The sequence below is a fragment of the Sphingomonas abaci genome, assembly GCF_014199625.1.
GTDB lineage: Bacteria > Pseudomonadota > Alphaproteobacteria > Sphingomonadales > Sphingomonadaceae > Sphingomonas > Sphingomonas abaci.
Genome location: NZ_JACHNY010000004.1, coordinates 100,760 through 113,044 on the forward strand (window position 1 = coordinate 100,760; position 12,285 = coordinate 113,044).

Here is a 12,285-nt window from a genome sequence, read left to right on the forward strand (position 1 = left end):
GGTCAGTCCCAGAGCTGGATAAGGGGGCGGGTGGCGGTGACGGGGGCGGCTTGCGCGGCGGGCACGATGACGATGGTGCCGATCGGCAGGACCGGGCCGGCCTCGGCAACGCCGGGATTGGCGGCGAGGATGGCCGGCAGATCGGCCGGGCCGAGGCCCGCGTCGCGCCACAGCAGCGCGTCCAGCGTGTCGCCCTGGCGCGCGCGGTAGGAAGTGCCCGCCGTCGCCATCAGATCAGCTCCACGGCGATGCGGCCGCGCTCCAGGATGTCGCGGATCGCGTACAGCGCATTGCGGCGCAGCTCGGCCGGCGTTTGGTCGAGCGCGTCGGCGTCGCGCTCGCTCGCCTTGGTGCTGTCGATGTCGCGGTACTGCTCGACCAGCTCGGCTTTGACGTACCCGCCGATCGCGCGCCGGTAGAGGATGACCAGGCGTGGCTCGCCGTCGAGCGCGACGTTGGCGCGGCCGGTGACGGTGGCGAGGCTGGCGGCACCAGCCGCGCGCTTGCCCTCGCCCCAGCTGTCCAGATCGCGGCCGACCGTGATCATCGCGCCCAGGACCGCTTCGCGCAGCCGCTCGGTGGTGACGGTGTCGCGGATGCGGATCGCCTTGCGGAGCGCCGCCAGCTCGATGTCGGGCCACCAGCCGTCGTTCCGGACGATCGCCGTCTCCGGCGCGGCCGGCCCCGGCACGATCGATGCGCAGCCGCCCACCGGCGCGAGCGCGGCCGGGGGGATGATCAGCGTGCCGCTCATGCGACGACGATTCGGGCGCTGTAGACCGCGCCGACGTAGAAGAGCAGGAGGCCGAACAAGCCCAGCGCGATGCCCGCGCGCAGCCGGATCGCGGTGACGTGCGGGTCATCGCCATAGCCGGCGGTCGCGGCGCGGGTGAAGCCGGCCAGCGCCGACCAGGCACCGGCCACAAGCGCGAGGCCGGCAAGGATCATGGTCAGGAGGTCGGCGAGCGTGGCGAGCATGGGATGGGTCCGGATGATCGCCCGCCCGGATTTCGGGGGTGGGGACCGGGTCCAGGCCGGCCCTACGGTCCGAAGACCTCCCGTCCTGCGCGATCCGCCCCCGAGACGCCGGGGGGCGAGAGGGTGACCGCCGACCAGGGCCGGCGAGAAAGTCAGGCGCTGGGCGCGCCGGTATCGGTTGGCGATTCGGTGGTGGCGGGTTTGGACGTGGCGACCAGAGCGGCCGAGGCGGCGAGCGCCTTCTCCAGCCGCTGGATGGCCTGGCGGCAGCCGGCGCGATCGTGCAGGTCCTGCGCCTTACGGAGCGCCGCCAGCCCGGCCATCTGCTGGCGCAGGATCTCCGGCCCGGTCGCCGCATCCGCGCCGCGCGCATATTCGGTGCCGATCGCCTTCATCAGCTTGGCGCGGATCTCGTCATGCATGTCGATCTCGGCGACCAGCAGCTCGACTTCCTCCAGCACGTCGATCGGAAAGGCTTCGCCAGCCGTCTGGATCTTCAGCGCGGCGGTGGCGATTTCCTCGGCGATCAGCGATGGTGCGGCGCGCACGTAGCGGCCGGGCAGCGGCACGTCGTAGCGCAGCACATAGCGCGCCAGCTCCAGCGCGCGGGGCCAGTCGCCGGTGTCGATGCACCAGACCATGATGGTCGGCAGCACCTCTTCGGCCACGCCGGCATTGGCATCGCGGGCGGCCGCCAGCAGGCCGTCGCACCAGGCCCGATATTCGGGCAGCATCTCGCGTTTCGCCGCGATCTTGCCCTGGATCGACTGGATATCCTTCAGGCGGCGCAGATCATGGGTCAGCCGAAGCTGGATCTGCGCCGCTGCCGGGTTCGTCGTGGCGGCTGCCACGACGATCGCCGCCTGGGGGGCGAACCCGCCCATCGAGCCGGAGTCGAGCGCCTGCTGTGCGAGTTTGGTGGCCGCGATGCGGTCACGATGTTTTCGAACGAGGCTCATTGCGCTGTCCTGGTGATGGGCGGGCTACGGGGTGGAGGCAGAAGCCGGCGTCAGGCCGCCGGCTTCTTGCCCATGACGATGTTCTCGACCAGCGCGGCCTGGCCGTAGTCCTCGACCACATAGGCCTCATTGACCGACTCGTAGTTCTCGACCTGGTCGCGCTTCGAGTTGTCCTCGATCTTGCGGCGCTCGGTGCCGATCTGGTCATAGATCGACAGGTTCGACAGCTTGGTGATCAGGAGCGCGTTGCGCGGGAACTTGGGCACCCGGATCGCCTGAAGGCCGCCGATCTTCTTGTCGGACAGCAGCACGTCACGCGCCAGCTGCTCGGTCGCCTTGTCGCCGGCCGCGTTGACGATCGAGAAATACTTGTCGTGGACCAGGTCGCGGCCGAGGATGACGACCAGGTCGACGTCGTCGCGGTAATTTTCGTCCAGCAGCTCGATGGCCTCGTAGACCAGCGCGTCGATGTTGACGAAATCGACCTCGGCGCCGGTGATGTCGTCACCGACCGGGACCTTGCCCGCGCCGACATAGATCGCCTTGGTGGCCGTTTCCTTGCCCTGGGCATCGACGGTCAGCGCGCCGTCATTCAGCACGCGCTCGGGGGCGTCGATGCGGATATGCTCCAGCCAGCCGATGTTGACGTCCTGGAGCAGCGGATAGGCTTCCGGATCGGTGTCACGCGCGACGTGCGTGCCGTTGAAGCCGATCGTGATCTTGTCGAGCGCCTGCGCCTTGACGATGGCGTCACGGATCAGCGTCTGGAACTCGGGCTTGTGCGCCCAGGCGTCCAGCGTCTCGTAGCGGATCAGCGTGTCGAAGTTGGTCTTCTCGCAACGATAGTTCGACTCGGTCAGGTCGCCGGGATAACGCGGCTGGCGATCCTTGGTGCGCGTATCGGTGCGGCCGGCGATCGTGCCCTTGACGCCCACGCCGACCTTGTCGCCCTCCTGCGCCACGACGGGGATGATGTTGATCTTCGACAGGAAGTCGCTGGACTGCTGCACCTTGCCGCGCAGCGTCTGCGCGATGGACGGGGCCACCGTGAAGGAGGCGCTGACGGCGGCAACGCCATTGAGGCCGGCGATCTTGGTGCAATAGCCGTCGAACAGGATACGAGTGTTGTTCTGCATGGGAAGCTCCGGGGGTCAGGACTGGCGGGTGACTGCGATCAGCAGTCGGTTTCGTGCGCGGCGTTGCCGCCCCCGCCGGTCGCCGGACCGCGCGAGAAGCTGGTGCTCTCGGTCGTCTCCAGCGTGCCCTTGATCGTGGCGAACTCGGCTTTGAGGGACGCCAAGCCATCGGCGATCGGCTTCACCGCGCCCGCGATCTGGGTGCCGATGACGTTCGAGAAGGCGGCCACGTCGAAATTGTCGTTCGCCGGGGCCTTGGGGGTTTCCACGACCGGAGGCGTCGGCTCTTCCTTCTTGCCGAAGCCCAGGCTGGAGAAGCCCTGCGCGATCGCGGCGGCGATGGTCGCGCCCAGGCCAGCTTCCGGCGCGGCTTCCAGCTCGATCGTGTCGACCTCGGCCGCCGTGAAGAAGTTCGACGGGTGCTGCTTGCGGCCGTCGAACATCGGCTTCAGCGCCGAGAAATTCAGCGCCTCGGTGCCGAGACTCGCGGGATTGTCGGTGACGGCCATGCCGACCAGGCCGACCTTCCCGGTGCCGGCGAAATCGGGCGACAGCTCGACCGACGGGAAGGCCTTCTGGCCCTTCTTGCGGATCGCCACGAGCTGGTCGTTGGCTTCGACGCGGGCATAGAGGGCGCGGCGCTTCTCCGTCTTGCCATCGATCACGATGTCATCGGTCGACGCCTTGACCTCGGTCACATCACCATAGGCGTTGAACGGCGGTTCCGGGCTGAAGCCCTTGATATGCTCGCAGTTGACGCGCGGCATGTAGGTGGCGGTGTTGAAGTTCGCGACGATCTGATCGATCCAATCGGCTTCGATCACGCGACCGTCACTGGCGGTCGCGCCTTCAACGAAACAGCGGAACCATTTGGTCTTTGCCATGGCGGGTCGGGTCCTTCGGGTCGGTCTGGCGCGGCAGCGCATCTGGAAGCCCGATCAAGCGCGGATTGGCGGTTGCTTCTCAAGCGGGTGGGGTAGTGGCGCGGCGCGCCACTACTTTTGCCGCCTCCCGGCAGGGGGAAGTCGCGCGGCAAGGTCGCCGCGATCATGGCCAACAAGCTCCCCGCCGACTTTGGCATGTCGCTGCCGCCCGCGACGATGCCGATCGCGCCCGACATTCGTCGGCAGGCGCGCAGTCTGTATTGGCGCGGATGGGGCTGCACCCAGATCGGGGAAGAGCTTGGCCTAAGCGCCGAGACGGTCAAATCCTGGAAGAACCGTGACGGGTGGGACAAGGCCGCCTGCATCGCCAAGATCGAGGACAATCTCGAATGGCGGATCAATACGCTGATCTGCAAAGAGAAGAAGACCGGCGCTGACTATACAGAGCTGGACGCGCTTATGCGCGCGCTGGCGGTCACCGCCAAGGTCCGCCGCTATGAAGCGCCGGGCGGTCACGAAGGCGACCTGAACGACAAGGTCGCCAACCGCAATGCCGGGCCGAAGAAGGACAAGGCCCCGCGCAACCACTTCACGACCGAACAGGTCGAGGAGCTGGAGCGGATTTTTGACGACGAGCTGTTTGGCTATCAACGGACCTGGCGGGACGCGAAGGACGAGCGGACCCGCATGATCCTGAAGTCGCGCCAGATCGGCGCGACCTGGTATTTCGCGCGCGAGGCGCTGCTCGATGCACTGCGCGGGGGCGGCAACCAGATCTTCCTGTCCGCCTCCAAGGCGCAGGCGCATATCTTCCGCGCCTATATCATCCAGTTTGCCGCCAAGGTCGGGGTCAAGCTCCAGGGCGATCCGATCGTCGTCAGCGCCGACACGATGCCGTCCGGCGAGCCAACCGCGGATCTCATCTTCCTCGGCACCAACGCGCGGACCGCGCAGGGCTATCACGGCAACTTCTACTTCGACGAATTCTTCTGGACCTACGGCTTTGAGGAGCTGAACAAGGTCGCGTCCGGCATGGCGATGCATAAGCGCTGGCGTCGGACCTATTTCTCGACGCCGTCGAGCGTCGCGCATCAGGCTCACCCCTATTGGACGGGTGAGCGCCGCAATCGGCGGGTCAAGAAAGCCGATCGCGTCGAAATCAACGTCAAGCATGAGCGCCTGAAAGACGGCGTACTATGCGAGGACAATGTCTGGCGGCAGATCGTCACGATCGAAGACGCCGACGCGCTCGGCTGCGACCTGTTCAACATTGACGAGCTGCGCATTGAATATGCGCCGGATGAATTCGCCAATCTGTTGATGTGCGAGTTCGTGGATGACAGCCTGTCCGCGTTCAAGTTCAACGAAATCCAGCGTTGCACGGTCGACACCCTGGAGGATTGGACCTGGTTCAATCCGCTTGCCGATCGGCCGGTTGGCTCGCGCGAAGTGTGGGCGGGCTATGATCCGCAGGAGAGCGAAGACGGCGACAATGCCGCCCTGGTCATTGCACTGCCGCCGGCCGGGCCGGGCGGCAAATTCCGGCTGCTGGAGAGGCACCAGATCAAGGGCGACTTCCAGGCGCAGACCGAATTCGTCCTGGCGCGCTTGGCGCGGTACAATTGCAGCTACCTGGGGATCGACGCGAACGGCGTCGGCGCGGCGGTCCACCAGCTCCTGGTTGGCAAAGGCGTGCGCGGGCTGACCAAAATCGAATATTCGCTGGAAGCCAAGACCGGCATGGTCATGAAGGCGCAGCATAGCTTCGCCCGCCAGCGGATCGAATTCGACAGCGGCTGGATCGACCTGCAATCCGCCTTCCTGTCGATCAAGAAGGCGCTGACCACGTCCGGCCGCGCCGTCACCTTCAAGGCAAGCCGCACCGAAGAGGTGGGCCACGCTGACCTCGCCTGGGCGGCGATGCATATCCTCATCAACGAACCGCTCGACGGGCAGCAGCGCCAGAGGGCGACCATGGAGATTATGTGATGGGCAGACGCCAGAACAGCGCCCGCCGGATGGCGCGTGACGAGGCGCGGACCGCCGCGATCGGCGCGATCGACGGCCATGCATCCCGGTCGAAGGTCGAAGCCTTCACCTTCGGCGAACCGGAACCGGTGCTCGATCGCCGGCAGGTCATGGACATGCTGGAGGTGTGGCACAACGAACGTTGGTATGAACCGCCGGTGTCGCTCGATGGCCTGGCCCGCGCCTATCGCGTGTCGCCGCACCATAGCTCGGCGATGATTCTGAAGCGCCGGCTGTTGGTCGCCAGCTTCGAGCCGACGCCTTGGCTGTCGCGGGCGACCTTCGAGAAAGTCGTTCAAGACTATCTGGTGTTCGGCAACGCCTATCTCGAATGCCGCTACAATCTGCTCGGCCGCCCTATGCGGCTGGATCATGCCCTGGCCAAATATACCCGGCGCGGTATCCAGCCCGGCCGGTTCTTTTACGTGCCCGGCATGACGCCGGAAACGGAGTTCCGCCCTGGTAGCGTCGTGCATGTCCTTCAGCCTGACGTGAACCAGGAAATCTACGGTGTCCCGGAGTATCTGTCCGCCCTGCAATCTGCGCTTCTCAATGAAGCCGCCACGCTGTTCCGGCGTCGCTACTATCTCAACGGCAGTCATGCCGGTTATATTCTCTACGCGACCGGTGAATTTGCCGATGGCGATACCGATGCCATGCGCGAGGCGCTGAAGAAGTCGAAGGGGCCGGGTAACTTCCGCAATCTCTTCGTCCATGCGCCGGCGGGCAAGGAGGGGTCGGTAAAGATCCTGCCGATCGCCGAGGTGGGCGCGAAAGACGAATTCGTCGGGATCAAGAACGCCACGCAAGCGGACGTGCTGGCCGCGCACCGCGTGCCGCCCCAGCTGCTCGGCATCGTGCCGGCGCAGGGTTCCGCGTTCGGCAATCCCACCGAAGCCAAGGCGACGTTCTTCGAGCTGGAGATCGAGCCGCTTCAGGGTGTGTTCCTGGACGTGAATGACCAGCTCGGCTTCGAAGCCGTCCGCTTCAGGGAGACGATCGCGGCCAAGGCCGCCTGATTTTCGCGCTCGGCCGTCCAGGCCGAGCGGGGGAGCCGGGTTGCAGCCCGGATCACCGACGAGGGGAAGCTCGCCACGACACGATGGCTAATCGGCCGTCCGCACCCGGATCGCTCCGGGCGCGCTCTATCTGCGTGGATTATCTTAACATGACGTATCTTTCTCCGGTCGACCCCGTCTCCCCGGCCGCCGGCTATATCGGCGGCAAGCGCAACCTGGCGGCGCGCCTGGTCGCGCTGATCGGTGGCATCCCGCATGACGGCTATGCCGAGCCGTTCGTCGGCATGGGCGGCGTCTTCCTGCGCCGTCGCATCCGGCCGCGCGTCGAGGTGATCAACGATGCATCGGGCGACGTGGCGACGTTCTTCCGCGTCCTGCAGGAGCACTATGCCTATTTCCTGGACATGCTGCGCTTCCGGATCGCCAGCCGGGCCGAGTTCGAACGGCTCCGCGCGCTGCCGGCCGAGCGACTGACCGACCTTCAGCGCGCCGCGCGCTTCCTTTACCTTCAGCGCCTGGCGTTCGGGGGCAAGGTGGCAGGGCGCGGCTTCGGCGTTGATCGCGGCAACGGCGCGCGGTTCAACGTCACCAAGCTGGAGCCGATGCTCGCCGACATCCATGAGCGGCTGGCAGGGGTGACCATCGAGCAGCTGGACTTCGGCGAGTTCATCCGGCGCTACGATCGCGCCGGAATGCTGTTCTACCTCGATCCGCCCTACTGGGGTTGCGAAACCGACTATGGGCAGGACGTGTTCGGCCGAGCGGACTTCGAGCGCCTGGCAACCCAGCTCCGCGACATCCGTGGCGGCTTCCTCATGTCGATCAACGACACACCCGGCGTCCGCGCGACGTTCGCCGGCTTCCACCTGCTGGAGGTGACCACGACCTATACGGTCGGACAGGGAGCCGCGACCAAGGCACCCGAGCTGGTGATCAGCAACATGCCGCTGTCCCTGCCGGGCTGATCGCGGCTCGACCGGGCGCGGCCCCGCGCCGCGCCCGGATCTGGCGCTGCCGGCATGTCGCTCCGGCCTTGCGCCCCGTTCCACTTCTGTTCCACATGGTCGGGTGACCAAACGCGACCTCGATACCTTGCTGGTGGCGGTGTCCGTCTTGCGCGCCGCGCTTGCGCTGGCCGAGGCGGAGATCCTTCAGACGACCGGCGTGCGCCTGGCGCTTCGCGTGCTGCTGCTGCACTGCCGGCAGCGCGACCCGCTGATCGACTATTGGACAGCGGCCGGGCTGGATGATCCGGTCGCCCGCGTCGCCGGCATGACCGATGCTTTCCAAGCCATCATTCGGCAGCTCCGGGCCACCGGTTCCTATCAGATCTGACTGCCGGCGGGCCGGCCTCGCTGCTGCCCAGGGGAGGCCGTGTCGCGTCGGTCCGGCAACGTAGCGGCGCATCCCGCCGGACCTCGCGCCGCGCCCTGGCGGCCGCCCCCGGCCGCCCCCCGGCCCCTCCACAGGCCCGAACCTGCGACCCCAAATCCCGCGCTTTTCCCCCCGCCTCGCCCGCCCGCTTTTCGTGTCGCTTTTGGTGCAGTGTCAGCGCCGCCAGAAACCGGCCCAGGTCCTGGGCCGGATCGCTGATTGTTTATTCCGATCACTGGTGCGGATCGGTGCAGCTACGGGGCAGCGGGGGCGTCGGTGGTGGGAAAAGCGGCACGGCCCTTGCCTGCTCCCCCCTAGGGAGCACCGACCCCGCGCAAGCGGGGGCGTTCCACAGCGGTCCTGGGGCGCTGCGGCTTGGGGGCATCGGGGCCTGGAGGCTTGGTGGAGCAGCAAACTGCGCACGCCGGAGGCGTTCCTTTTCCCCTTTATCCTTGAAGGGCTGGGTTCTCACCGCCGGACAGAATCGCGTTCTTGGCATCGAACGCGGCCCCGAATGAGCGCAAGCTCCGGCCGAGCGGGCTTGTGGGATCGCACATTGCGGCCGCCACCGCCTCGGCCTGTTCATGCTCCGTCATGGCACGGTGGGCACGCGCCTCGCGGTCGCGCAGCTCGGCCGCGTCCCGCTGCGCCTCGGTTGGCCGACGCATCAGCCGGCGGACGAAATCGGCCGCCGCCTTGGGCAGCGTTAGGCGATAGGCGTTGGTCGCCTGCTTTACCTGGGGGCCGAAGGGGTCCGGGTTCTCGACCGGCTCGAAGCGTCGTATCCAGTCCAGGAAGCCTTCTGCCTTTAGGCGCGCCAGCGCCTTGGTCACGGCGTCAACGCTGCGATTTAGCCAGCCGCAGATCGTCGCGATCGACGGCTCTAGGCGACCGTCCTTCCAGCCGATCCGCCGCATCAGCTCGCGATAGACTTCCAAGCCGACATGGCCGATCGGTCCATTGCGCTTGCCCGGCTGCTTGTTCTTGCGGTCATGGTCCTCGGCCGCGCGCATCCGCGCGTTGAACTCGCGCCGATCGAACGGCGTCCAGAAGCGGCTTTCGCGCGCGCCGACCTTGTAGCTGTTCCGCCGGACCGGCTGGCCGGTCCGATGGACTTTCCGGACGGTGCGGGTGGCGACTTCGTGCAGGGAGCGCGCGGTCATGCCGTCGCTCCCTTGCGGGTCAGCTCTGCCGTGGGCCGTTCAGCAGCGCGGCTGGATCGACCAGGCCCTCCGACAGCAAGTCCGCCCACTCCTGCGCCAGCTCGCGCCGACGTGGCATATAGGCGGCTCTGTTGTAGGCCGCTTCCACTCCGCTCGGCACATGCGCCAGCATAAGGTCGATGATCGCCCGATCGCCGGCCCGCCCTTCGTGCAGCGCGCGTTCGTTCATCACAGTTGAGAAGGTCGAGCGCCAGCCGTGCGGCACATGGACCCCGGAAAAGCCGGCCTCCCGATAGAGCTTGCTTACTGTGCTGTCGCTGATCGCCCGACGCGGATGCCGGACGCTGCGAAAGATGAGTGGTCCCCTGCCCGCCAGATCCATGGCGAGGCGCACGACCTGCACCGCTTGTCGCGATAGTGGGACGATGAACTCGAAGGCCGCGTCCTCCTTCCGATCGACCGCCAATTTCAGCTTCGCCGGCGGGATGCGCCAGATCGGCGAGTCGCCGTCCAGTCCCTCGAACTCGGCCGGCTCCGCCAATCGCACAACGCTCGATCGAACGACCGTCAGCGCCAGCAGCCGGGATGCCAGCTTGGTCAACGGGTGCGCCGGCTGCGCTTCCACCTGCTGAAGCACCTTGCGCGCGGCCGGCACCGTGCGCACCGCGCATGACTTGCTCTTCTTCGCCTTGCCCAGGGCACTGCGCGCGACCGCTGCTGGGTCGGCCGAAGCGATGCCACTGCCGATCGCCCGCGCGAAGATCTCCGAGATCCGTTGCCGGACGCGATGCGCCGTCTCGACCGCGCCGCGCTCCTCGATCGGCCGCAGCACCTCCAACACCAAAGGCGTGGTGATCGCCTCGATCGGCAATTTGCCGAGGCGCGGGAAGACGTCCTGCTCCAAGCTGCGCTTCACGATACTCGCATAGCGCGGCGACCAGGTTGCCTCCTGGCTGTCGTACCATTCCAGCGCCACGACCTGGAACGTCGAAGCGGCCTTGGCGCTCTGCGCGGCCGAGCGCTGGCGCTTGTCGACTGCCGGATCGACCCCCGATCGCAAGGTGCGAGCCGCGTTCGCCTTCAGCTCGCGCGCTTCCGTCAGCGTCACGTCCGGATAGGGGCCGAATACGAGTCGCTTCTCCTTGCCCGCGAACCGGTACTTCCAGCGCCACGATTTGTAGCCGCTCGGCAACACCTCCAGATAGAGGCCGCCCGAATCGCTCATCTTGAACGGCTTGTCCGCGCCCTTCGCCCGCCGACAGGCGACGTCGGTCAGCACCAAATGCCCCCGCGAATGCCGATGCCCCCATCAGCGAAAGCCGATGCCCCGAAAATGCCCCCAGATTGCTTGCGCTGCATGGGGGCCTTGTGGGACCCTGCGGGACCTCAAACAAGGGCAGAAAACGCAGAAAAGCGCCCCGAATGGGACGCTTTGGGATGCTGGGGGATGAAGGGTTGGTGGAAGGGACTGGATTCGAACCAGTGTACACTTGCGTGGGCAGATTTACAGTCTGCTGCCTTTAACCACTCGGCCACCCTTCCACGGGAGGCGCTCGGAAGCGAGGCGGCCTCTTGGCGAAGCGCGGCGCGGCTGTCAACGCCTTTGCGCGCTCTGGCGGCGGAAAGCTTGCACCCGGACCGCATGACGCATAGCGGAGACGCCATCCCGAACGCGCGCGCGGCTCCGCCCTTCGCGTTCACCCGACGACGAACCGATTGTGAGGAATTTCGCTGATGGCACGTAAAGGCCACCGCCCCAGCACCGGCGTGGGCAACCGGCCGCGCTTCTGGGGCCGCCATGCGGTCACCGCCGCGCTCGCCAATCCCGAGCGCACCGTGCGCAAGCTGTGGATGACGCGCGAGGCCGCCGCCCAGCTCGACGTGCCGCCGGTGATCCCGGTCGTCTATGCCGATGTCGCCGATCTCGGCCGGCTGGTCCCCTCCGACGCGCCGCACCAGGGCGTGGTGGCCGAGGTCGACCCGCTGGAGGACATGTGGCTGGGCGATCTGCTGCAACAGGCGCAGAACGACCCGCCCGAGCGCCAGCGGCCGCTGGTCGTGTTGGACCAGGTGACCGATCCACACAATGTCGGCGCGATCCTGCGTTCGGCCGCCGCCTTCGACGCGCTGGGCATCGTCACGCAGGATCGCCACGCCCCGCCCGAATCGGGCACGGTCGCGCGCGCCGCCTCCGGCGCGCTGGAGACGGTGCCCTGGGTGCGGGTCGTCAACCTCGCCCGCGCGCTGGACGAGATCGCGGAGGCGGGCTTCTGGCGGATCGGCCTGACCGGCCATGCCCGGGGCACGCTGGCCGAAGTGATGGGTCCGCAGCGCATCTGCATCGTGCTCGGCGCGGAGGGCGAAGGGATGCGCCAGAATACCGAGGCGCATTGCGACGAGTTGGCGCGCCTGCCCATCTCGAACCTGGTCGAGAGCCTGAACGTGTCCAACGCGGCCGCGGTCGCGCTCTACGCCGTGGCGGCGCGGGCGAAGGATTAGGCCCTTCGGAACGGCTTCCTGGTGCGCGCAACCCTGCACCACCCTGGCGCAGGCCGGGGTCCGGTGACGGGACGCCTCCGGCCGGTCGCCGACGCCCCCACCTGGACCGCGGCTTTCGCGGGAACCGCGCGCAACCTCTGGCCGTGCTCCTGCCTGCGCAGGAGCACCAGCCTATGCGATCCGCGGACCGAACCCTTGCCACGGTCCCGCCCTCGCCGGGATGGTGACGGAGCGTCACGATTCGC

13 protein-coding genes and 1 tRNA gene are annotated in these 12,285 nt (G+C 67.2%); 5 read left to right on the forward strand and 9 right to left on the reverse strand.

The window, feature by feature from the left end; genetic code table 11:
• Nucleotides 1–2: 2 nt before the first annotated feature.
• From GGQ96_RS10590 to GGQ96_RS10615, 6 genes are all read right to left on the reverse strand, one after another.
• Entirely contained in the window at nt 3–230 is a 228-nt protein-coding gene (locus GGQ96_RS10590; RefSeq protein ID WP_184114432.1) for a tail protein X, read from the reverse strand.
• Entirely contained in the window at nt 230–754 is a 525-nt protein-coding gene (locus tag GGQ96_RS10595; protein WP_184114434.1) for a head completion/stabilization protein, read from the reverse strand. The genes GGQ96_RS10590 and GGQ96_RS10595 overlap by 1 nt, the downstream gene beginning before the upstream one ends.
• Nucleotides 751–978 carry a hypothetical protein gene (locus GGQ96_RS10600; RefSeq protein ID WP_184114436.1) on the reverse strand — a complete coding sequence of 76 codons (228 nt, stop codon included), beginning with the start codon at nt 976–978 and terminating at the stop codon, nt 751–753. The genes GGQ96_RS10595 and GGQ96_RS10600 overlap by 4 nt, the downstream gene beginning before the upstream one ends.
• Before the next feature lie 152 nt (nt 979–1,130).
• A complete protein-coding gene (gene gpM / locus GGQ96_RS10605) occupies nt 1,131–1,937 on the reverse strand; it encodes a phage terminase small subunit (protein WP_184114438.1) in 807 nt (268 codons plus the stop codon).
• A 50-nt stretch (nt 1,938–1,987) separates the two neighbouring features.
• Entirely contained in the window at nt 1,988–3,073 is a 1,086-nt protein-coding gene (locus GGQ96_RS10610) for a phage major capsid protein, P2 family (protein ID WP_184114440.1), read from the reverse strand.
• Between the two features lie 38 nt (nt 3,074–3,111).
• Nucleotides 3,112–3,957 (reverse strand): GPO family capsid scaffolding protein, encoded by an 846-nt coding sequence (locus tag GGQ96_RS10615; protein ID WP_184114442.1) that lies wholly within the window; start codon nt 3,955–3,957, stop codon nt 3,112–3,114.
• Nucleotides 3,958–4,122: 165 nt separating this feature from the next.
• Here GGQ96_RS10615 and GGQ96_RS10620 point away from each other — a divergent pair, with 165 nt between their 5' ends.
• The 4 genes from GGQ96_RS10620 to GGQ96_RS10635 all read left to right on the forward strand — a co-directional run bounded on the left by GGQ96_RS10620 (nt 4,123) and on the right by GGQ96_RS10635 (nt 8,339).
• Nucleotides 4,123–5,946, forward strand: a complete 1,824-nt coding sequence (locus GGQ96_RS10620; protein ID WP_425506698.1) for a terminase large subunit domain-containing protein — start codon at nt 4,123–4,125, stop codon at nt 5,944–5,946.
• On the forward strand, nt 5,946–7,004 hold the full coding sequence (locus GGQ96_RS10625) for a phage portal protein (protein WP_184114444.1): 1,059 nt from the start codon (nt 5,946–5,948) through the stop codon (nt 7,002–7,004). The genes GGQ96_RS10620 and GGQ96_RS10625 overlap by 1 nt, the downstream gene beginning before the upstream one ends.
• Before the next feature lie 149 nt (nt 7,005–7,153).
• Nucleotides 7,154–7,969: a DNA adenine methylase gene (locus GGQ96_RS10630; protein WP_184114446.1), complete on the forward strand. Its 816-nt coding sequence runs from the start codon at nt 7,154–7,156 to the stop codon at nt 7,967–7,969.
• Nucleotides 7,970–8,072: 103 nt separating this feature from the next.
• The gene (locus GGQ96_RS10635) at nt 8,073–8,339 is read left to right on the forward strand and encodes a hypothetical protein (RefSeq protein WP_184114448.1); all 267 of its coding nucleotides are present in this window, start codon (nt 8,073–8,075) and stop codon (nt 8,337–8,339) included.
• A gap of 485 nt (nt 8,340–8,824) precedes the next feature.
• Here the strand turns inward: GGQ96_RS10635 and GGQ96_RS10640 are convergent, their stop codons facing one another.
• From GGQ96_RS10640 to GGQ96_RS10650, 3 genes are all read right to left on the reverse strand, one after another.
• Nucleotides 8,825–9,541 carry a replication protein A gene (locus GGQ96_RS10640; protein ID WP_184114450.1) on the reverse strand — a complete coding sequence of 239 codons (717 nt, stop codon included), beginning with the start codon at nt 9,539–9,541 and terminating at the stop codon, nt 8,825–8,827.
• Nucleotides 9,542–9,560: 19 nt separating this feature from the next.
• Nucleotides 9,561–10,820, reverse strand: coding sequence for a phage integrase central domain-containing protein (locus tag GGQ96_RS10645; RefSeq protein ID WP_184114452.1), 1,260 nt, complete (start codon nt 10,818–10,820; stop codon nt 9,561–9,563).
• Nucleotides 10,821–10,997: 177 nt separating this feature from the next.
• A tRNA-Tyr gene (locus GGQ96_RS10650) sits at nt 10,998–11,083 on the reverse strand.
• Nucleotides 11,084–11,275: 192 nt separating this feature from the next.
• Between GGQ96_RS10650 and rlmB the strand changes: the two genes are divergently transcribed.
• Nucleotides 11,276–12,040, forward strand: coding sequence for a 23S rRNA (guanosine(2251)-2'-O)-methyltransferase RlmB (rlmB, locus tag GGQ96_RS10655; protein WP_184114454.1), 765 nt, complete (start codon nt 11,276–11,278; stop codon nt 12,038–12,040).
• Nucleotides 12,041–12,285 lie beyond the last annotated feature (245 nt).

Bases quoted from the DNA above. Each gene is read 5' to 3' on its own strand.
- GGQ96_RS10615 (WP_184114442.1), bottom strand. From the start codon at position 3,957: ATGGCAAAGACCAAATGGTTCCGCTGTTTCGTTGAAGGCGCGACCGCC.
- GGQ96_RS10600 (WP_184114436.1), bottom strand. From the start codon at position 978: ATGCTCGCCACGCTCGCCGACCTCCTGACCATGATCCTTGCCGGCCTC.
- GGQ96_RS10625 (WP_184114444.1), top strand. From the start codon at position 5,946: ATGGGCAGACGCCAGAACAGCGCCCGCCGGATGGCGCGTGACGAGGCG.
- rlmB (WP_184114454.1), top strand. From the start codon at position 11,276: ATGGCACGTAAAGGCCACCGCCCCAGCACCGGCGTGGGCAACCGGCCG.
- GGQ96_RS10640 (WP_184114450.1), bottom strand. From the start codon at position 9,541: ATGACCGCGCGCTCCCTGCACGAAGTCGCCACCCGCACCGTCCGGAAA.
- GGQ96_RS10595 (WP_184114434.1), bottom strand. From the start codon at position 754: ATGAGCGGCACGCTGATCATCCCCCCGGCCGCGCTCGCGCCGGTGGGC.
- GGQ96_RS10590 (WP_184114432.1), bottom strand. From the start codon at position 230: ATGGCGACGGCGGGCACTTCCTACCGCGCGCGCCAGGGCGACACGCTG.
- gpM (WP_184114438.1), bottom strand. From the start codon at position 1,937: ATGAGCCTCGTTCGAAAACATCGTGACCGCATCGCGGCCACCAAACTC.
- GGQ96_RS10630 (WP_184114446.1), top strand. From the start codon at position 7,154: ATGACGTATCTTTCTCCGGTCGACCCCGTCTCCCCGGCCGCCGGCTAT.
- GGQ96_RS10620 (WP_425506698.1), top strand. From the start codon at position 4,123: ATGGCCAACAAGCTCCCCGCCGACTTTGGCATGTCGCTGCCGCCCGCG.
- GGQ96_RS10610 (WP_184114440.1), bottom strand. From the start codon at position 3,073: ATGCAGAACAACACTCGTATCCTGTTCGACGGCTATTGCACCAAGATC.